General features: G+C 70.1%; 19 protein-coding genes. 6 read left to right on the forward strand and 13 right to left on the reverse strand.

Features of this window, described 5'->3' with window-relative positions; all coding sequences use genetic code 11:
* The first annotated feature begins 77 nt into the window (after positions 1-77).
* Positions 78-890, forward strand: a complete 813-nt coding sequence (locus JR065_RS08770) for a hypothetical protein (RefSeq protein WP_206233680.1) — start codon at positions 78-80, stop codon at positions 888-890.
* A 255-nt stretch (positions 891-1,145) separates the two neighbouring features.
* Here JR065_RS08770 and lpdA read toward each other — a convergent pair whose 3' ends face one another.
* Positions 1,146-2,948 carry a dihydrolipoyl dehydrogenase gene (gene lpdA, locus JR065_RS08775; protein WP_206233681.1) on the reverse strand — a complete coding sequence of 601 codons (1,803 nt, stop codon included), beginning with the start codon at positions 2,946-2,948 and terminating at the stop codon, positions 1,146-1,148.
* A 132-nt stretch (positions 2,949-3,080) separates the two neighbouring features.
* Entirely contained in the window at positions 3,081-4,859 is a 1,779-nt protein-coding gene (aceF, locus tag JR065_RS08780) for a dihydrolipoyllysine-residue acetyltransferase (protein ID WP_206233682.1), read from the reverse strand.
* Between the two features lie 264 nt (positions 4,860-5,123).
* Here aceF and JR065_RS08785 point away from each other — a divergent pair, with 264 nt between their 5' ends.
* On the forward strand, positions 5,124-5,882 hold the full coding sequence (locus tag JR065_RS08785) for a hypothetical protein (protein ID WP_206233683.1): 759 nt from the start codon (positions 5,124-5,126) through the stop codon (positions 5,880-5,882).
* Here the strand turns inward: JR065_RS08785 and JR065_RS08790 are convergent.
* Positions 5,844-6,425, reverse strand: a complete 582-nt coding sequence (locus JR065_RS08790) for a DNA-deoxyinosine glycosylase (RefSeq protein WP_206233684.1) — start codon at positions 6,423-6,425, stop codon at positions 5,844-5,846. The genes JR065_RS08785 and JR065_RS08790 overlap by 39 nt on opposite strands.
* Positions 6,426-6,608: 183 nt before the next feature.
* Between JR065_RS08790 and JR065_RS08795 the strand changes: the two genes are divergently transcribed.
* Complete coding sequence (locus tag JR065_RS08795; protein ID WP_206233685.1) at positions 6,609-7,241, forward strand: OmpW/AlkL family protein; 633 nt, start codon at positions 6,609-6,611, stop codon at positions 7,239-7,241.
* Between the two features lie 84 nt (positions 7,242-7,325).
* Here JR065_RS08795 and JR065_RS08800 read toward each other — a convergent pair whose 3' ends face one another.
* The 5 genes from JR065_RS08800 to JR065_RS08820 all read right to left on the reverse strand — a co-directional run bounded on the left by JR065_RS08800 (position 7,326) and on the right by JR065_RS08820 (position 11,753).
* A complete protein-coding gene (locus JR065_RS08800) occupies positions 7,326-7,889 on the reverse strand; it encodes a DUF1453 domain-containing protein (RefSeq protein WP_206233686.1) in 564 nt (187 codons plus the stop codon).
* A 20-nt stretch (positions 7,890-7,909) separates the two neighbouring features.
* On the reverse strand, positions 7,910-8,716 hold the full coding sequence (locus JR065_RS08805) for a MetQ/NlpA family ABC transporter substrate-binding protein (protein WP_206233687.1): 807 nt from the start codon (positions 8,714-8,716) through the stop codon (positions 7,910-7,912).
* 200 nt (positions 8,717-8,916) lie between these two features.
* Entirely contained in the window at positions 8,917-9,612 is a 696-nt protein-coding gene (locus JR065_RS08810) for a methionine ABC transporter permease (protein WP_206233689.1), read from the reverse strand.
* The gene (locus JR065_RS08815) at positions 9,609-10,616 is read right to left on the reverse strand and encodes an ATP-binding cassette domain-containing protein (RefSeq protein ID WP_206233718.1); all 1,008 of its coding nucleotides are present in this window, start codon (positions 10,614-10,616) and stop codon (positions 9,609-9,611) included. The genes JR065_RS08810 and JR065_RS08815 overlap by 4 nt, the downstream gene beginning before the upstream one ends.
* 246 nt (positions 10,617-10,862) lie before the next feature.
* Positions 10,863-11,753 carry a DMT family transporter gene (locus tag JR065_RS08820; RefSeq protein ID WP_206233690.1) on the reverse strand — a complete coding sequence of 297 codons (891 nt, stop codon included), beginning with the start codon at positions 11,751-11,753 and terminating at the stop codon, positions 10,863-10,865.
* A gap of 81 nt (positions 11,754-11,834) precedes the next feature.
* Here JR065_RS08820 and JR065_RS08825 point away from each other — a divergent pair, with 81 nt between their 5' ends.
* The gene (locus tag JR065_RS08825; RefSeq protein ID WP_206233691.1) at positions 11,835-12,317 is read left to right on the forward strand and encodes a YajQ family cyclic di-GMP-binding protein; all 483 of its coding nucleotides are present in this window, start codon (positions 11,835-11,837) and stop codon (positions 12,315-12,317) included.
* Between the two features lie 75 nt (positions 12,318-12,392).
* Complete coding sequence (locus JR065_RS08830) at positions 12,393-12,950, forward strand: DUF1415 domain-containing protein (protein WP_241093494.1); 558 nt, start codon at positions 12,393-12,395, stop codon at positions 12,948-12,950.
* A gap of 234 nt (positions 12,951-13,184) precedes the next feature.
* Here JR065_RS08830 and JR065_RS08835 read toward each other — a convergent pair whose 3' ends face one another.
* Positions 13,185-13,898 (reverse strand): pseudouridine synthase, encoded by a 714-nt coding sequence (locus JR065_RS08835; RefSeq protein ID WP_206233693.1) that lies wholly within the window; start codon positions 13,896-13,898, stop codon positions 13,185-13,187.
* A complete protein-coding gene (locus JR065_RS08840) occupies positions 13,895-14,968 on the reverse strand; it encodes a class I SAM-dependent methyltransferase (RefSeq protein ID WP_206233694.1) in 1,074 nt (357 codons plus the stop codon). The genes JR065_RS08835 and JR065_RS08840 overlap by 4 nt, the downstream gene beginning before the upstream one ends.
* A gap of 144 nt (positions 14,969-15,112) precedes the next feature.
* Here JR065_RS08840 and JR065_RS08845 point away from each other — a divergent pair, with 144 nt between their 5' ends.
* The gene (locus JR065_RS08845; protein ID WP_206233695.1) at positions 15,113-15,376 is read left to right on the forward strand and encodes a hypothetical protein; all 264 of its coding nucleotides are present in this window, start codon (positions 15,113-15,115) and stop codon (positions 15,374-15,376) included.
* 373 nt (positions 15,377-15,749) lie between these two features.
* Here JR065_RS08845 and JR065_RS08850 read toward each other — a convergent pair whose 3' ends face one another.
* From JR065_RS08850 to JR065_RS08860, 3 genes are all read right to left on the reverse strand, one after another.
* On the reverse strand, positions 15,750-17,084 hold the full coding sequence (locus JR065_RS08850; protein WP_206233696.1) for a PQQ-dependent sugar dehydrogenase: 1,335 nt from the start codon (positions 17,082-17,084) through the stop codon (positions 15,750-15,752).
* Between the two features lie 74 nt (positions 17,085-17,158).
* The gene (locus JR065_RS08855; protein WP_206233697.1) at positions 17,159-17,482 is read right to left on the reverse strand and encodes a DUF3247 family protein; all 324 of its coding nucleotides are present in this window, start codon (positions 17,480-17,482) and stop codon (positions 17,159-17,161) included.
* Between the two features lie 68 nt (positions 17,483-17,550).
* Entirely contained in the window at positions 17,551-19,551 is a 2,001-nt protein-coding gene (locus tag JR065_RS08860; protein ID WP_206233699.1) for a PAS domain-containing hybrid sensor histidine kinase/response regulator, read from the reverse strand.
* Between the last annotated feature and the right edge of the window lie 69 nt (positions 19,552-19,620).

The following is a 19,620-nucleotide window of genomic DNA, read 5'->3' on the forward strand; positions in this document are numbered from 1 at the left end:
ACGGTCTTTCCCATAGTGGCGCCACGCGGTGGCACTGGCCATCGACGCCCCCCTGAGATGACGGAGCCCATTGCCCCATGAAACATTTGCTCGCCTTGGCCTTGCCCTGCGCCCTGGCCGCCGCCTACGCCCTCCCCGCCCACGCCGAAGACAGCGACGACCGCTTCACGCTGCGCCTGGGTGCGATGAACATCGACAACGACAACACCCTGCGCGGCAGCACCTCGATCAACGGCGAGGAACTGTCCGGCTCGCAGGATTTCGACTTCGGCGGCAAGGAATGGGAACCGCGCCTGGACGGCGTGTTCCGCATCAGCACCCGCCAGCGCCTGATCTTCGACTACTTCAAGTACGACAAGGACCGCCGCGAGGAACTGGGCGAGACGGTCAGCTACGGCGACTTCACCGTGCCGGCGGGCAGCTTCGTCAAGGGCGAGCTCAAGTACCAGGTGGCGAGCCTGGTGTACGACTATTCGGTCGTCGACACCCCCCAGTTCAGCGTCGGCCTGCAGATCGGCGCCGAGTGGGCCAGGGTCGAAGCCAACGCCTATGCCGACCTGGGCGACCTGTACACCGGCACCTTCGCCGACGAGAAGGAAGACGGCTACGCGCCGGTGGTCGGCCTGCGCTTCACCGCGCAACCCAGCGAGCACTGGCTGTTCAACGTGCAGGGCCAGTACATGAACACCGACTGGGGCGATTTCGGCGACTACGACGGCGACCTGAGCCGCGCCAATGCGATCGCCGAGTACCGCTTCACCAAGAACTTCGGCATCTTCGCCGGCTACGACTGGTTCAAGCTCGACGTGGACCGCTCCGGCAACGACGGCAACATCGGCCTGAAGCAGGAATTCAAGGGGCCGGTGGCGGGCGTCACCTTCGCGTTCTGAGCCGGAACTCGGGACTCGGGACTCGTAAGGAAGTTTTGCAGAACCCCGCAGCGATGCGGGGTTCTGTCGTTTCAGCGGTCGAAATGGGGAACGACCCAAATCGTGGTGCTTCGCCACCTTGGCCGTTGCGGCCGACGTCGCGCAGCGCTTGCCCCCGCCGATTTAAGGCCGCCGTCGCATCGCCGGGGACATGCCGGGGCATGAACGCAAAACCCCGGCAGGTGCCGGGGCTTTGCTGGCCGGGGTTGCGCCGGCCTATTTCTTCTTCGGGATGTACAGGTCGGTGATGGTGCCGTCGTACACCTCCGCGGCCATGCCCACCGATTCGCTCAGCGTGGGATGGGCGTGGATGGTGTGGCCGATGTCCTCGGCCTCGGCGCCCATCTCGATCGCCAGGCCGATCTCGGCCAGCAGGTCGCCGGCGTGCACGCCGACGATGGCGCCGCCGATGATGCGGTGCGTTTCCTCGTCGAAGATCAGCTTGGTGAAGCCCTCGGTACGGCCGATGCCGATCGCGCGGCCGCTGGCCGCCCACGGGAACTTGGCCACGCCGACCTTCAGCCCCTTGGCCTTGGCCTCGGTCTCGGTGACGCCGACCCAGGCGATCTCCGGGTTGGTGTAGGCCACAGACGGGATCACCCGCGCCACCCATTCCTTCTTTTCGCCCGCGGCCACTTCGGCGGCCAGCTTGCCTTCGTGGGTGGCCTTGTGCGCCAGCATCGGATTGCCGACGATGTCGCCGATGGCGAAGATGTGCGGCACGTTGCTGCGCATCTGCCGGTCCACCGGGATGAAGCCGCGCTCGGTGACGTTGACCCCGGCCTTGTCGGCGCCGATCTTCTTGCCGTTGGGCGAGCGGCCGACGGCGACCAGCACGCGGTCGTAGGTGGTCGCGCCCAGGGTGGGTTTCTCGCCCTCGGCGGCGGCCTCGAACGCGACGGTGATGCCGTCCTTGCCGGCCTTGACGTCGGCGGCCTTGGTCTTGAGGTGGACCTCCACGCCCTGCTTCTTCAGCCGCTCGGCCAGCGGCTTGACCAGGTCCTTGTCGGCGCCCGGCATCAGCTGGTCCAGGAACTCGACCACGGTCACCTTGCTGCCCAGCGCGCTGTACACGGTGGCCATTTCCAGGCCGATGATGCCGCCGCCGACCACCAGCAGGGTCTTGGGGATGTCCTGCAGTTCCAGCGCGTCGGTGGAGTCCATCACCCGCTCGTCGTCCCACGGGAAGTTCGGCAGCTTCACCGCCTGCGAGCCGGCGGCGATGATGCATTGCTCGAAGCGCAGCAGCTGGGTCTTGCCGTCGTCGCCGGCGATCTCCAGCTCGTTCGGCGACACGAACGTGGCCACGCCCTGCACGGTGCGCACCTTGCGCTGCTTGGCCATGCTGGCCAGGCCGCCGGTCAACTTGCCGACCACCTTTTCCTTGTAGTCGCGCAACTTGTCCAGGGTGATCTTCGGCTGGCCGAAATCCACGCCGAAGTCGCCGGCGTGGGCCACCTCGTCGATCACCGCGGCGGCATGCAGCAACGCCTTGGACGGGATGCAGCCGACGTTGAGGCAGACGCCGCCGAGACTGGCGTAGCGCTCGATCAGCACCGTGTCCAGGCCCAGGTCGGCGGCGCGGAACGCGGCGGTGTAGCCGCCGGGGCCGGCGCCGAGCACCACGATCTTGCACTCGATGTCCGCCGGTTTGCCCGACACCAGCGCCGGCTTGGGCGCCGGCGGCTCGGCCGGGGCGCGATGCGACGGCGCCACCGGCGGCTTGCTCGCCGGCGCCTCGGCCTTGGCCGCGGCGGGCGCGGCGGCCGGGGCGGCGGCATCCTCGGTTTCCAGCAGCGCGATCACCGCGCCTTCGGACAGGGTGTCGCCCAGCTTGACCTTCAGCTCCTTGATCACGCCGGCCGCCGCCGCGGGCACCTCCAGCGTGGCCTTGTCCGATTCCAGCGTCAGCAGGCCCTGGTCCTTCTTGACCGTGTCGCCGACGGCGACCAGCACTTCGATGACCGGAACGTCGCTGTAGTCGCCGATATCCGGGACCTTGACCTCAATGACCGCCATGGGGCTTCTCCTGTGGCCCGACGGCGCGCCGGCGGGCGATTGCAGTTCTTCGGCGGCGCCGCGCAAGGGCGCGGCGCACGCAGGTGGGGGAAAACACGGGCCGCGCCGGGCGCGGCGCCGTTGCGGCAGGACTTACAGCAGCACGCGGCGCATGTCCGCCAGCACCTGGCTCAGGTAGCTGGTGAAGCGCGCCGCCGCGGCGCCGTCGATGACCCGGTGGTCGTAGCTCAGCGACAGCGGCAGGAGCAGCTTGGGCGCGAATTCCTTGCCGTTCCAGACCGGCTGGATCGACGACTTGGACACGCCCAGGATCGCCACTTCCGGCGCGTTGACGATCGGCGTGAACGCGGTGCCGCCGATGCCGCCGAGCGAACTGATCGAGAAGCAGCCGCCGCTCATCTCGGCCGGGCCGAGCTTGCCGTCGCGCGCCTTCTTGGCCAGCTCGCCGCTTTCGCGCGCCAGCTCGACCACGCCCTTCTTGTCCACGTCGCGGATCACCGGCACCACCAGCCCATTGGGGGTGTCGGCGGCGAAGCCGATGTGGAAGTACTTCTTCAGGGTCAGGGTCTCGCCGGCCGCGTCCAGCGAGGCGTTGAAGTCGGGGAACTGCTTCAGCGCCGCGGCGCTGGCCTTGAGCAGGAACGCGAGCATGGTCAGCTTGATGCCGGCCTTCTCGTTCTCCTTGTTCAGCGCCACGCGCAGCGCTTCCAGGTCGGTGACGTCGGCCTGCTCGAACTGGGTGACGTGCGGGATCATCGCCCAGTTGCGCGCCAGGTTGGCGCCGGAGATCTTCTTGATCCGCGACAGCGGCCGGGTCTCGATCTCGCCGAACTTGGCGAAGTCGACCTTCGGCCACGGCAGCAGGTTCAGCCCGTTGCCGCCGCCTGCCGCGGTCGCGCCGCCCGCCGACGCGGCCGGCGCGCCGCCGGACAGCGCGGCCTTGACGTAGCGCTGCACGTCGTCCTTGGTGATGCGGCCGCCCTGCTCGGTGCCGGTGACCTGGAACAGGTCCACGCCCAGTTCCCGCGCGAACACGCGCACCGCCGGGCTGGCGTAGGGCACCTTCTGCGGCAGCACGCTGTCGGCGTTGAACTCCACCGGCGGGCTGCTCGGGGTGCCGGCGGACGCACCGGCCGCGGCGGCCTTGGCCGGGGCCGAGCTCTGCACCTGCGCGATCTCGCGCTGGGCCAGCTTGTCCGGCGCGGACGAGGCCGGCACCGGCTCCACGCCGCCGCCGGTCTCGGCGCTGGGCTGGACCGCGTTCGCCGACGGCGCGTCGGCGTTGGCGCCGGCCACCTCGATCAGCGCCACCACCTTGCCTTCCGACAGGCTGTCGCCGACCTTGACCTTCAGTTCCTTGACCACGCCGGCCACCGACGAGGGCACTTCCATCGTCGCCTTGTCCGACTCCAGCGTCACCAGGCTCTGGTCCTTGGCGACGGTGTCGCCGACCGCGACCAGCACCTCGATCACCGGCACCTCGCTGTAGTCGCCGATGTCCGGCACGCGCGCTTCGACGATGCCGCCGCCGCTGGCGGGCGCGGCCGAGGCCGGCGCGGGCTTGACCGATTCGGGCTTGGCCGGCGCCTGCGTGCCCGCTTCCTGCTTGGCCGGGGCGGGCGCGGCCTTGGCGGCGGCGGGTGCCGGCGCGGCGGCATCGGCGCCGGCGCCGGCCACCTCGATCAGCGCCACCACCTTGCCCTCGGACAGGCTGTCGCCGACCTTGACCTTCAGTTCCTTGATCACACCGGCGTATGGCGACGGCACTTCCATCGTCGCCTTGTCCGACTCCAGCGTCACCAGGCTCTGGTCCTTGCTGACGGTATCGCCGACGGCCACCAGCACTTCGATCACCGGGACGTCGCTGTAGTCACCGATATCGGGGACAAGTGCTTCCTTGATTTCGGCCATGCGGGGAACTCCGGCAACTAAGTAGGGGAAACCCCTATTGTGGCGGCCCGCAGCCGTAGCGCCAACCTTTGCCCGGCAAAAAGTGCCGCGCCGCCGCCGTCGCGGCCGCCGCGCCAGGCGCAAACGGCCGGGCGGCGGGCGCCGCGGCCGACTGTACGCAGGCGCATTGTCCGCGCCAGGCGGCGGATGCGGGCCGCCGGCGCCGGCGCAGGGCCTTCACCGACGCGCGGCTAGCATCGCGGCACGCTTTCCGGATGCCCTTCGATGCGCCTGCTCGTGCTGCTGATGTCGCTGGCGATGCCCGTGGTCGCCTGGTTCTCGCAGCGCGGCGCGTTCGGCCCGACCAACGGCGCGATCTCCGACCGCTATCCGACCCTGATCGTCGCGGCCGGCTATGCGTTCGCGATCTGGGGCGTGATCTTCCTGCTCGATGTCGGCTTCGGTCTGTGGCAGCTGTCGCCACGGCGCGGCCGCGGTGGCGCGGTGGCCGAAACGCGCGGGCCGGCCGCGTTCGGCTTCGCGCTGACCGCGCTGTGGATGCCGGTGTTCTCGCAGCAGCACTTCCTGCCTGCGCTGGCGGTGATCTGGGCCGCGCTGGCATGCCTGGCGCTGGCCGCGTTGCGCCTGTCGCGCGACCCGGCGCCGGAACCGCGGCAGGCGCTGTGGGCCTGGCTGCCGCTGTCGCTGCACGCCGGCTGGCTGTCGCTGGCGGTGTTCCTCAACACCGCCCAGGTGATCGTCGCGCATGGCTGGCTGCCGACCGGGCGCATGCTGCCGTGGAGCCTGGCGCTGTTCGCGCTGGCCGGCGCGCTGCTGCTGGGCCTGAACCGCGCGATGCGCGGCAACCTGGCCTATGCCGCGGCGGCGCTGTGGGCGCTGGCGGCGGTCTACGCCAAGCAGGCGGCCAGCCCGCTGCCGGGCGCGCGCAGTGCGGCGTGGATCGCGGTGGCGCTGGCGGCGGCGCTGCTCGCGCAGACCCTGTGGCTACGCCTGCGTGCGCCGGCGCGGGGCGCGCAGGCCTGACGCCGGCCGCGCCGGCGCGCACGGCGCCAGGTACGCCCGCAGCGGCGACCACGCCTGTTGCAACCGCGGCAGCGAGAACGAGGCGTTGGCCGGACTGGTGGACGGCAGCGCGAGCAGTTCGATCGCCGCGGCGGTAGCGCCGAGCTGCGGTTGCACGAAGCGGCGGAAGGCCAGCGCGGCGGTGGCGCCGTTGCAGGCGATCAGGCGCAGCTGCGGCAGGTGCGCGATGCGCTGCGGCAACGGATTGGCCACTTCGCTGCCGCGCACGATCGATGCATCCAGGCTGCCGCGGCGCCGGCACTGCCCGATCACGTCCCACAGGCCGACGCCGGCGGCATGCAGCGCGCGCAGGCGCGCGTCGTAGTCCAGCGCCGGATCGAAGCCGCACAGCGCGCCGAGCAACGGCCAGAACCGGTTGCGCGGATGCGCGTAGTAGCGCGCGTGCTCCAGCGACAGCTCGCCCGGCATCGAACCGAGGATCAACACGCGGCAGTCGTCGCGGATCTGCGCCGGCAGGCCTTGCAACAGCGTTTGCGTCGTCACCTGCGACACACCTCGATGAATCGCGAAATTTATTAAAACCCCGTTATTTCAAGCACTCGGCCGCGCAGCATGAACAACGGCTGCATTCGTCCGGCGAAGGTCGGCGTCGATTCATCTTCTCATCGATACGGTGTGCGCGCCCACTTCGGTGGCCCCATAAGAAAAACCTGAGGAGAACATCCAATGCGGTCCTTTAAGATTCTGAGCCTGGCTGCTGTATCCGCCCTTGCGTTTGCGCCCGCCGCTTTCGCCCAGGATGCCGATACCGCGTCCGGCAAGCGCTTCGCCGTGGTCGGCAGCGCCACCTTGCTCGAACCCCATTCCAAGCCGGCCAATGGCCTGGACATCGACGGCGGCCCGGCGCCGACCATCAGCGCCAGCTGGCTGATCAACGACAACTGGGCGCTGGAACTGTGGGGCGCGGCCGACAAGTTCAACCACCGCGTCAACGCCAGCGGCGTGGGCAAGGTGGGCACCGTCGAGCAGCAGCCGCTGGCGCTGAGCGGCCAGTACCACTTCGGCCAGGCGGACAACGTGTTCCGTCCGTTCGTCGGCGTGGGCTACTACGAGTCCAACTTCAGCAACGAGAAGATCGGCGGCCTGTCGGCCAGCGGCGAGCACGTGGGCCTGGAGACCGCCAAGGGCGCGATCGGCACCGTCGGCGTGGACCTGAACATCAACTCGACCTGGTTCGCACGGGCCGACGCGCGCTACATGCATTCGCGCCCGGAGCTGCAGGTGGCCGGCAACGGCACCGGCCAGGACCTGAAGCTGGATCCGTGGCTGGTGAGCTTCGGCGTCGGCGCGCGCTTCTAAGCACGCGGCTTCCGCCGGACAAAAAAACGGGCCCGAACGGGCCCGTTTTCTTTTGCGCGCCGCGCGTGCGACGCCTGCGGCGCGCTACCGCGGCGAGCGGTCGTAGCCGCGGTAGCGATCGAAACGGCGCGCCCGGCGCCGCAGCAGCCACGCGTAAGCGCTGGCGTAGCCGAGCAGCAGCGCGCCGGCGGCGAGCAGGCTGGCATGGCTCATCCAGCCGTGCAACGGCCAGGCCGCGTCCTGCGTCCATGTCCGCCAGCCCTGCACCAGGCCGGCGACGATGCGCGCCACCACCATCAGCGTCAACGCCAGCACCAGCCACAGATTGGGCGTGTAGTAGAGGCCCTGCGGGGTGGGCTCGAAACGGCTGGAGGCGATTCCGAGCCATCCCAGCAACAGCCCGCCGCCCCAGCCGGCGAGCGCGTAGCTTCCCGCGTTCGGCCACCAGTGGCCGGCCACCGCGGCGAAGCCGAGCAGCAACGCGCTGGACACCAGCGCCGACCAGAACTGCACCCCGGCCAGCCACCCGCGCGCCTGGCGCCGCGACGTGCCGTAGCGGAAGCGCTGCAGCAGCGACAGCGGCAACAGCACCGCGGTCACCGCCAGCGCGATGACGATGGCCAGCGGAATGGCCAGCAGCACAGGCATCTGGCGCGCGCCGTGGCCGCTCAGAACGCCGGCAGCACCGCGCCGTGGTACTTGCTGGCGATGAACGCCTTGACCTCCGGGCTGGTCAGCGCCTTGGCCAGCTTCTGCACGCGCGGATCGTCGCGGTTGTCGGGGCGGCCGACCAGGAAGTTGACGTACGGCGACTGCTTGTCCTCGATCGTCAGCGCGTCGCGCTGCGGATTGAGCCCGGCGTCGAGCGCGTAGTTGGTGTTGATCAGCGCCAGGTCCACCTGCTCGAGCACGCGCGGCATCATCGCCGAGTCCAGTTCGCGGAACTGCAGCTGCTTGGGATTGGCGGCGATGTCGCGCAGCGTGGCGAGCTTGTTGTTCGGATCCTTGAGCTTGATGACCCCGGCCTTGTCGAGCAGGATCAGCGCGCGGCTGTTGTTGCTCGGATCGTTGGGGATGACCACCGAGGCCTTCTCCGGCAGCGCGTCGAGCGACTTGTAGCGCCGCGAGTAGGCGCCGAACGGCTCGATATGCACGCCGGTGACGATGACCAGGTCGGTCTTGCGGTCGCGGTTGTACGCATCCAGGTACGGCTCGGTCTGGAAGTAGTTCACGTCGATCAGCTTCTGCGCGACCTGGTCGTTGGGCTGCACGTAGTCGTTGAACACGTGCACGTCCAGCTCCACGCCCTGCTTGGCCAGCATCGGCTTGACCACCTCCAGGATCTCCGCATGCGGCACCGCCGTGGCCGCCACGCTGAGCCGCCCGTTGTCGGCGCCGGACCCGGACCTGCCGCAGGCGGCCAGGGCCAACGCGGCGGCGGCGGCGAGCAGGAGACGAAGCGGAAGTCTGTTCATGGCAAGGATCCGAAAACGTGAGGGAGAAGCGCGGCCCGGGGCCGCGATGCGAGCAAGCTAGCAGACCGGGCCGCGGCGTGCGCGAACGCGCGATGGCGACCACGGCGCGGATTTTTTTGTAGCAGCGGCTTCAGCCGCGACCGGGTGTTGCCGGTGCAGCGGTCGCGGCTGAAGCCGCTCCTGCAGAGCATACGGCGCGGTCAGCGCCGGCTGTAGTACGCGACCAGGCGGTCGCCGAGCATCTGCAGGCCCTGCACCAGCACCAGCAGCACCGCGACCGTGACCAGCGCCACATCGGCGTGCGAACGCTGGTAGCCGTCGCGGTAGGCCAGGTCGCCGAGCCCGCCGGAACCGATCGCGCCGCCCATCGCGGTGAACCCGATCAAGGCGATGGTGGTGACCGTGGCGCCGGCGATCAGCCCGGGGCGCGCTTCCGGCAGCAGCACCCGCGCCACCAGCTGCCAGGTGGTGGCGCCCATCGCCAGGCTGGCCTCGACCACGCCGCGGTCCACCTCGCGCAGCGCGGTTTCCACCAGCCGCGCATAGAACGGCGCCGCGCCCACCACCAGCGGCAGGATCGCCCCGCGCACGCCCAGCGACGTGCCCATCACCCACAGCGTCAGCGGGATCATCGCGATCATCAGGATGATGAAGGGCACCGAGCGCAGCAGGTTGATCACCAGCGCCAGCCCGCCGTACAGCAGCGGCCGCTGGTGCGTCTGCCGCGGCCCGGTCAGGAACAGCAGCACGCCCAGCGGCAGCCCGATCAGCAGCGTCAGCGGCAGCGAGCCGCCGAGCATCAGCAAGGTGTCGAACGTGGCGCCGCCGATCTCGCGCCACTTACCGGCATCGAGGTTCTGGAAGAAGCCGCCGGCCGCGGTGGCGAGAAGGTTCATCGGCGCAACTCCTGCACGTGCACGCCGGCGGCGGCGAACCCGGCCTGGGCCGCGTCGACGTCGCCGCCGACCAGCGCCACGGTGAGCTGGCCGTACGGGGTGTCCTTGATCCGGTCGATGCGCCCGGACAGGATGTTGTAGTCCACCGCAGTCTCGCGCGCGATGCGCCCGAGCAGCGGTGCGTAGGTATCGCCGCCGACGAAGGTCAGGCGCACGATGCGCCCGGCCACCGCGGTGAAGTCGCGGTGCAGCTCGCCTTCGTCGACGTGTTCGGCCTCGGACACGAAGCGGCGCGTGGTCGGATGCTGCGGATGCAGGAACACCTCCGTCACCGGCCCGCTTTCGACCAGATGCCCGGCGTCGAGCACCGCGACCCGGTCGCAGACCCGGCGGATCACGTCCATCTCGTGGGTGATCAGCACGATGGTCAGGCCCAGCTCGCGGTTGATCTGCGCCAGCAGGCTCAGCACCGAGGCGGTGGTCTGCGGGTCCAGCGCGCTGGTGGCCTCGTCGCACAGCAGGATCTGCGGCCGCGTGGCCAGCGCGCGAGCGATGCCCACGCGCTGCTTCTGCCCGCCCGACAGCTGCGCCGGGTACTTGCCGGCGTGCTGCTCCAGTCCGACCCTGGCCAGCAGTTCGGCCACCCGCGCGTCGACCTGCGCGCGCGGCTCGCCGGCCAGTTCCAGCGGGAAGGCGACGTTGCCGGCGACGGTGCGCGAGGACAGCAGGTTGAAGTGCTGGAAGATCATGCCGATGCGCCGCCGCAGCGTGCGCAGCCCGGCGCGGTCGAGCGCGGTGACGTCGTCGCCGTCGATCAGCAGCCGCCCGCCGCTGGGTTCCTCGAGCCGGTTGATCAGCCGGATCAGGGTCGATTTGCCGGCGCCGGAATGGCCGATGATGCCGAACACCTCGCCGGCCCGGATCTCCAGGTCGAGCGGGTGCAGCGCGACGACCGCGCGGCCGTCGACCTGGTAGGACTTGTGCAGTTGCTGGAACGCGATCACCGAGGGCGGAACCGACACGGGGCAAAGGGGTGTGCAGCCTACCAGCGCGCCGCGCCGGCCGCCTGCCCGGCGCGCGACGGCCTTATGCCGGTTGGTTCTAAGCCGGCTGTGTCGCTGGCGGCGATTTCCGGCCCTCCCTGGTCGCGGCGCACCGCAAACCGGTAGCCAGGGACCGAGGGACGTGGGCGCCACGGCCGTGCCGTCATCGCCACGGGCCGCGCGGACAGGCCCGCGCGACGGAGGCGTCTATTTGCCCGGTGCGCGGCCACCGGCGCCGACGATGCGCTCGCGGCGCAGCAGGTACAGGCCGCTGCCGACGATGATCGCCGCGCCGATCCAGGTCGGCCGGTCCGGCAGCACCTGCCAGATCAGCAGGTCCCAGGCGATCACCCACACCAGCCCGGTGTATTCCAGCGGCGCGATCAGCGAGGCCTCGCCGAGCTGGAACGCGCGGGTCAGCGCCACCTGGCCCAGCGCCCCGGCCAGGCCCATGCCGGCGATCAGCCAGCCGTCGCGCGCGCGCAGCGGCACCCAGTCCGGCAGCGCCAGCAGCCCGGCGCCGAGCGCCATGATCGCCAGGAACCACACCACCATGGCCTGCGGCGTGTCGGTGCGGGTCAGCATGCGCACGCTGATCGCGGCGACCGCATAGGCGGTGGCGGCCAGCAGCACCATCAGCCCGGGCAGCGAGACGAGGCCGTCCACGCCCGGACGCAGCACCACCAGCACGCCGACCAGGCCGATGCCGATCGCGGTCCAGCGCCGCGGCCCGACGTGCTCGCCCAGCAGCGGCACCGACAACGCGGTCACCAGCAGCGGGGCGACGAAGTAGATCGCATAGGCGGTGGACAGCGGCAGGCGCTTGAGCGCGTAGACGAAGCAGCCGATCATCGCCAGCCCCAGCGCGCCGCGCAGCAGGTGCAGCGACCAGCGCACCGGGCGCAGCGAGCGCAGGCCGGGCCCGGCCAGCACCCACAGCAGCACGAAAGGCAGCGACGCGGCGCCGCGCAGCATCGTCACCTGCAACGGCGGGTAGTGCGCCGACAGCAGCTTCATGCCGGCATCCATCAGCGAGAAGAACGCCACCGCCAGCAGCATGCAGCCGATGGCGGGCAGGGAGGAAGTGCGCGGGGACATGCGCCATTATCGCCGCCCGCAGCGCCTTGCGCAGCCGCTGCGGTTAAAATGGGCGCCTGTCTTTGCCTGGATGTATGCGCCATGCCTTCCTTCGATGTGGTCTCCGAAGTCGACAAGCACGAACTGACCAACGCCGTCGACCAAGCCAATCGCGAACTGTCCACGCGCTTCGACTTCAAGGGCGTGGAGGCGAAGTTCGAACTCGACGACCAGGTCATCGAGCAGTCGGCGCCGAGCGACTTCCAGGTCAAGCAGATGACCGACATCCTGCGCGCGCGGCTGATCGCGCGCGGCATCGACGTGCGCTGCCTGGAGTTCGGCGACGTGGAGACCAACCTGGCCGGGGCGCGGCAGAAGGTCACGGTCAAGCAGGGCATCGAGCAGAAGCTGGCCAAGAAGATCGTCGCCGCGATCAAGGACGCCAAGCTCAAGGTCGAGGCGCAGATCAACGGCGACAAGCTGCGTATCAGCGGCAAGAAGCGCGACGACCTGCAGGACGTGATGGCGCTGCTGCGCAAGAGCGACTTCGAACTGCCGCTGCAGTTCGAGAACTTCCGCGACTGACACCGCGGCGGCATGCGGCCGTTCGCCGCGTCGCCCCGCCCCCCCGCCTGTCCGCCCCTGCCCGCTGGAACCGCCTTGGACGAACCGCATCCCGCCGCCGACCCGATCGCCGTGACCCGCCTGTGGCTGGAGCGCGCGGTGATCGGGCTGAACCTGTGCCCGTTCGCCAAGGCGGTCCACGCCAAGGAACAGGTGCGCTACGTGCTCAGCGACGCGACCACGTCCGAGGCGCTGCTCGAGGAGCTGGCCGAGGAACTGCTGCTGCTGCGCGACACGCCCGCCGAGCGGATCGACACCACGCTGCTGATCCACCCGCAGGTGCTCGGCGATTTCCTGGACTACAACGATTTCCTGGAAAACGCCGACGCGGTGGTCGAGGCGCTGGACCTGCAGGGCATCCTGCAGGTGGCCAGCTTCCACCCGCACTACCAGTTCGCCGGCACCGCCCCCGACGACATCGCCAACTACACCAATCGCGCGCCCTACCCGATCCTGCACCTGCTGCGCGAGGACAGCGTCGAGCGCGCGGTGGCCGCGTTCCCGGACCCGGACGTGATCGTCGAGCGCAACGTGCAGACGCTGGAAAACCTGGGCCTGGAGGGCTGGAAGCGATTGTTCGAGGGCCGGGATTAGGGATTGGGGATTCGGGATTGGTAAAAGCGCGGTCGGTGCGATCTGGCAGCCCGTGCCGTTGCCATCCCGAATCCCTAATCCCTAATCCCGGCCCCAAACGCCTGCGCCAGATCCGCCGCGTCCAGCGCCAGGCCGCCGATGCGCGTGCTCGAGAGCCGGGATTGGTGATTGGGGATTCGGGATTGGTAAAAGCAAGCTTTGGTGCAATCTGGCAGCCCGCGCCGTTGCCAATCCCTAATCCCGAATCCCCGCCCCAAACACCTGCACCAGATCCGCCGCGTCCAGCACGCGCCATTGCCCTGCCGGCAGCTCGCCCAGCGCCAGGCCGCCGATGCGGCTGCGGTGCAGCGCCTGCACGTGGTTGCCGACCGCGGCGAACATGCGCCGCACCTGGTGGTAGCGGCCTTCGTACAGGGTGACGCGCGCCTGGCGCGGGCCCAGCACCTCCATCTCCACCGGCAGCAGCGGCGTGGTTTCGGCCTCCAGCATCAGGGCGCCGCTGGCGAAGCGGGCCGCTTCGTCGCCGCGCAGGTCCTCGGCCAGCGTCGCCTCGTACACCTTGGCCAGATGCGATTTCGGCGAGACTATGCGGTGCAGCAGCGCGCCGTCGTCGGTCATCAGCAGCAGGCCGCTGGTGTCCCGGTCGAGCCGGCCCACGGTGGACAGCAGCGGCGAGCGCAGGCGGAAACGCGGCGGCAGCAGGTCGTAGACGATGCGGCCGGTGTCCTTGGTCGAGCAGGTGTAGCCGACCGGCTTGTGCAGCGCCAGGATCAGCCCGGGCGGCGGGTCCAGCGGCTGCCCGTCGACGCGGATGGTGTCGTGGCCGACCTGGTCGTCGGCGTACAGCACGTCGCCGGCGGCGTCGGTGATGCGGCCTTCGCGGAACATCATCGTCACCTGCTTGCGGCTGCCGTAGCCCAGGTTGGCCAGATGCTTGACCAGCTTCATCGGCGTACCGTCGCCCGCGCGCGCACCGCCAGGATCAGCTTGAAGCCGTCGCGGGTGGCGACCACCTCGGTCTGGCCGAAGCTCGCGTCGAGCACCGCCTCGTATGGCAGGTGGCGGTTGGCCACCAGCCACAGGCGGCCGCCGGGCTTGAGCGCCTGCGCGGCCACGGCGATGAAGCGGCGGCCGATGTCCGGGCGCTCCATGCGCCCGGGCGCGTGGAACGGCGGATTGCTGACGATGAAGTCGTACTGCGCGGGCAGCCCGGCGGTGACGTCGTGCCAGTGATAGCCCAGCGCCACCGTGGACGCCGCCTGCGCCAGGTTGCGCCGGGCCAGCGCCAGCGCGCGCGCGTCGGCCTCGAACAGGTCCAGCGCGGCGATCCTGGGGCAACGCGCGAGCAGTTCCGCCGACAGGTAGCCGTAGCCGGCGCCCAGGTCCGCGCCGGCGCCGGACAGGTCGGCCGGCAGGTGTTCGGCCAGCAGTGCCGAGGCCGGATCGATGCGGTCCCACGCGAACACGCCGGGCCGGCTGTGGAAGCGCCCGTCCAGGATCGGCCGCGGCGCGTCCAGCGCGGCCCAGCGCTGCAGCAGCGCCGCGTCGTGAGCGCCGTGCAGCGGCGCGGTCCAGTACACGCGGCAATGGTGCTTGGTCAGCTTGCCGCCGAGGCCGGCGAGCTGCTGCAGGTCGTCCTCGCCCGAACGCGCGCCCTCGTTGTTGGCCTGGCAGGCCACCACCACCCCGCCCGGCGCGGCCAGGGTCAGCGCACGGGCCAGCAACGCGCGCGCCTCCTCGCGCTGCCGCGGCGGCAGCACCAGCACCACGGCGTAGCCGCCGGCATCGTCGTGGTCGGCCGCGTCCTCGGCGCGCACCTGCCAGCCGGCCTGCTCCAGCGCCTCGGCGAAGGGGCGATAGCCCTGCTCGCACACCAGCTGCGCCGGCTGCGCGTGCTGGCGCAGCGGCCAGCCGTCGCGCGCGCGCAGGAACAGCACCTTGCCGTCGGGCCAGCGCAGCGCGCCTTGCGCGAACGGCAGGAACAGGGTTTCGAGCGGAGCGTCTTGCGGAGCCGGCATCGGGTCGGGATCGATCGGAGTGGGACGCGCATTCTACCGGCACCCCGGCACCGGTCCGGTTTTTGCGCTTACGCAACGCATCATTGATGCGACGGCAACATGCGCGGTCCTAGGCTGCAAGTCACCCAACAGCGGAGAGGCATCATGCGTGCAGTGTTCATCGGCGGTGTCGTAGACAACAGCGAAGTGGACCTCGAAGGCAACCAGCCGCCGCTGCACTACCCGGAAAACACCGGCACCGGCCGTCCCCGCTACCGTCTGCACCAGGTCGGCGAAGGCGACGACGGCACCATCGTCTACGCGGTCTACGGCGCGCCGGACCTGGCCGATGCCGAAATCCAGCGCGTGTTCAACGAACGCGGCTACGCGCGCCGCTTCGGCGTGGAGCCTGCGCCGGTCGAGCACTGAGCCCTGACCCAGGGGCCGCGCGACTCCCAAGGTGCAAAAGCCGGCCCATTAGGCCGGCTTTTGCTGTGCTTACCGCGCCGAGCGTGCGTAACCATGCCGGAGATCTCTGCCAGCGAGCGCGGCGTGTTCGACGCCGGGATCGGGCGTGGCGCGCCGCGCGTGCTGGACGGAGTCGATGCGCTGCCGATGCTGGGTGTCAGCGTCGCGGGCGCGACGCATGCTATGAGCCGTGGGCGTGGCCGAGCAGCGTGTAGCACTCATGACCGGCCGGCGCAGGTCGCGACAGGGGATGCCGCCGATCGCAACGCATCGCTGGCAGCCGGTCGCGCGCGACCGGCGAGCCTAGCCAGCGGCACGACCAGCCCAGCCGGGCCTAGGGCCCGGTCTTCGGCGTCACCCGCCACACGATGTTGCCGACGTCGTCGGCCACCAGCAGCGCGCCGGCCTTGTCCGCGGCCACCCCGACCGGGCGGCCCTGCGCGCGCCCCTCGGCATCGAGGAAGCCGGTCAGCACGTCCTGCGGCTTGCCGCTGGGCTTGCCGTTGGCGAACGGCAGATAGATCACCTTGTAGCCGGACGGCGGGTCGCGGTTCCACGACCCGTGCTGGCCGATGAAGGCACCGCCGCGGTACTGCGGCGGCAACAGCGCGCCTTCGTAGAAGGTCAGGCCGAGCGAGGCGGTGTGCGCGCCCAGCGCGTAGTCGGGCTTGATCGCGCTGGCCACCAGTTCGGCGTTCTGCGGCTGCACGCGTTCGTCCACATGCTGGCCGTAATAGCTGTACGGCCAGCCGTAGAAGCCGCCTTCGCGCACCGAGGTCAGGTAGTCGGGCACCAGGTCGCTGCCGATCTCGTCGCGCTCGTTGACCACCACCCACAGCGTGTCGGTGCCCGGCTGCCAGGCCATGCCCACCGGGTTGCGCAGGCCGCTGGCGAAGACCCGGGTCGCGCCGCTTTGCGCGTCCACTTCCAGGATCGCGGCGCGGTTGAGTTCGGCCTCCATGCCGTTCTCGGCGACGTTGCTGTTGGAACCGACGCCGACATAGAGCTTGCTGCCGTCGCGGCTGGCCAGCAGGCTCTTGGTCCAGTGGTGGTTGATGCCGCCGGGCAGGTTGGCCACGAAGCTGGGCGTGGCGCTGATCTGGGTGTCGCCGTCCTTGTAGGGGAAGCTGACCAGCGCGTCGGCATTGGCCACGTACAGGCGGTCGCCGACCAGCGCCATGCCGAACGGCGAATACAGGCCCTTGAGGAACTGCGTGCGCACCTCGGCCACGCCGTCGCCGTCGGCGTCGCGCAGCAAGGTGATGCGGTTGGCGCTGGGCACGGTCGAGCCGGCCTTTTCCATCATCGAGGCCTGGATCTTGTCGCGCAGGCCGCTGCTCTCCTTTTCCGGCGCCGGCGGCGCCGCCGTCTCGGCGACCAGCACATCGCCGTTGGGCAGCACGTACAGCCAGCGCGGGTGGTCCAGGTCGCGGGCGAAGGCCTGCACCGCCAGCCCCGCCGCCGGCACCGGCGCGGCGCCGTCGGCCCAGCGTTTGACCTCGGCGACCTTGACCGTCGGAATCATCCGCTTCACCGGCTCGGGCAGCACCGGGTCGGGGCCCATTCCCTCTTCGATGGCGTGTTTGGCGGTATCGCCGCACGCGGCAAGCAGGGAAACGCTGAGCGCACACAGCGCCCAGCGAGCGCGATTGGGGAAGGAAATGGTCATGCTGGGTGGGCGTCCAAGGAGCCTGGGGACCTGCGATGATGCCCAGCCGCGCCGCAGCAAGAGTGAAAGATGCGTCAAGACGCCTGGTCGCCGCGCGGATCCTGGTCCCACGGCCGCGCCGGCAGCTGCCGCACGCTGCGGATCTCGTCCAGCCAGAGGTAGTGGTGCTCGGCGGGATCGTCCAGCCCGTCGATGCGCACCAGCGCATTGCTGCCTTCCTGCTCGTTCTCGTCGCGGTACATCTGGATGCTCGGACGCATCGTCACCGTGCCCAGCACGGTGCTGCCGTCGTTGAGCTCGATGCGCACGTTGGACTGCTCCGGCAGCTGCAGGATCAGGCCTTCGATCGCCTGGATCTGCGCCTGGTCGGTATACACGTGCTTGGCATACTTGGTCATCGCAAGGACTCCTGTGGAGGAGCCCTCACGCTAGCGCCGGCGGCGTGAGCCCGCAGGCAAGACCGCGGTCAACGCTGCCGCGCGAAACGTACCGCCGACACCAGCTGCGCCACGCTGTACGGCTTGGCCAGGTGCTCCTGGAAGCCGGACTGCAGGGCGCGGCGGCGGTCGTCCTCGCGCGCCAGCGCGGTCACCGCCACCGCCGGCAGCTCCTGCGCGTCCAGGCCCATGTTCTCGCGGATGGTGCGGATCAGGCCGTAGCCGTCCATGCCCGGCATGCCGATGTCGGTCACCATCACGTCGATGCGCGCATGGCCGCCATCGTCCAACGCCGCCAGCGCCTCGCTGGCCGAGCCGGCGGCGATCACCTCGGCGCCCTGCTCCTCGAGCAGCCGCCGCAGGTAGTCGAGCATGTCCGGTTGGTCCTCCACCGCCAGCAGGCGCATGCCCTTGAGCGCATGCGCCTCCACCACCTGCTCGGCCATCGCGAACGCGCGCACTTCGCGCAGCGGGCGCTTGCCCGGTTCGGCCACGTGCAGCGGCAGGCGCACGCTGAACACCGCGCCGCAGCCGCGGCCCTCGCTGGCGGCGCTGACCTGGCCGCCGTGCATCTCCACCAGCTGCTGCACGATCGCCAGGCCCAGGCCGAGGCCGCCGTGCAGGCGCGTGGTGGTGCTGTCGGCCTGGCGGAAGCGTCCGAACAGATGCGGCAGGAACTCGGCCGGGATGCCGTCGCCGGAATCGCGCACTTCCACGGTGACGTGCCCCCCGTCGGCGTCGAGGTCGATCGCGATCTCGATGTGGCCGTGCGCCGGAGTGAACTTGATCGCGTTGGACAGCAGGTTCCAGAACACCTGCTGCAAACGGGTGGCGTCGCCGAGCACCAGGCACGGACGCGGCGGCGGCAGCAGGGTCAGGGTCTGGTCCTTGCCCTCGGCGGCCGGCTCCTGCGCGCGCAGCGCCTCCTGCACCTGTTCGGTCAGGTCCAGGGTTTCCACTTCCAGCTGCACCTTGCCCAGCAGCATGCTGCTCAGGTCCAGCATGTCCGAGATCAGCCGTTGCTGCGCGCGCGCGCTGCTGGCGATCACCGACAGGCCCTTGCTGCTGGGATCGCCGGGCGGCAGGCGCTGCAGCAGCAGGTCGCTCCAGCCCAGGATCGTGGTCAGCGGGGTGCGCAGTTCGTGCGACAGCGTGGCCAGGAACTCGTCCTTCAGCCGCGCCATGCTCTCGGCGGCGTTGCGCGCGCTGCGCTCGGCTTCCAGCAGCTGCTCGCGCGCCAGCTCGATGTCGCGGCGCTCGGTGACGTCGGGGCTGCTGCCGGCCAAGCCGATGAAATCGCCCTCGGCCGAGTAGCGCGGCACCGCGGTCATCTCGATCCAGCGCCATTGCCCGTCGTGGCGCCGCGCGCGCACCAGCGCGCGCAGGTTCTTCTGCTCGTCCAGCGCATTGCGCAGCTCGAACGCGAACACGCCCGCGTCCTCCGGATGCAGCACGTCGCCCCAGCCGGGATTGTCGCTGCCGGCGGCCAGGTCGATGCCGAAGAACTCGGCGTAGGCGGTGTTGGTGAAGCGCAGCTGGCCGGTGGCGTCGAGTACCCACACCGGCATCGGCAGGCCTTCGGCTAGCGCGCTGAAACGCGCCTCGCTCTCGGCCAGCTCGCGTTCGATGCGCTTGCGCCCGGTGATGTCCATGAACTGGATCGCGACCTGGCGCAGTTCCGGCGCGCCGACCCGGAACGCATTGACCGCCCACCACCGGCCCAGCGCCTCGGCGTGATGCTCGAACTGCATCGAGCGCCCGCTCAGCGCCACCTCGCCGTATAGCTGGAACCAGTGCTCCTCGTGGGTGGGCGAGAGCTCGCGCATGCGCCGGCCGAGCACGTCGCGCAATCCCGAGGCGCGCTCGAACGCGGCGTTGATCTCCAGGAATACGTAGTCGACCGCGCGCCCGTGTTCGAACAGCACCTCCACGACGCAGAAACCCGAATCGATGTTGTCGAAGATCTCGCGATAGTGCAGGTCCGACGCCCGCGTCAGCGGCGGCGAGGAAGGTTCGGTACTGACATGCATAAGGCGGTTTGCTCGGAAGGCTGCCTGGGGCGAGGCGAGACGCCGCGTTGTCGGACCCGTCGGCGTGAT

Origin of the sequence: Xanthomonas sp., assembly GCF_017163755.1 — a bacterium.
GTDB lineage: Bacteria > Pseudomonadota > Gammaproteobacteria > Xanthomonadales > Xanthomonadaceae > Xanthomonas_A.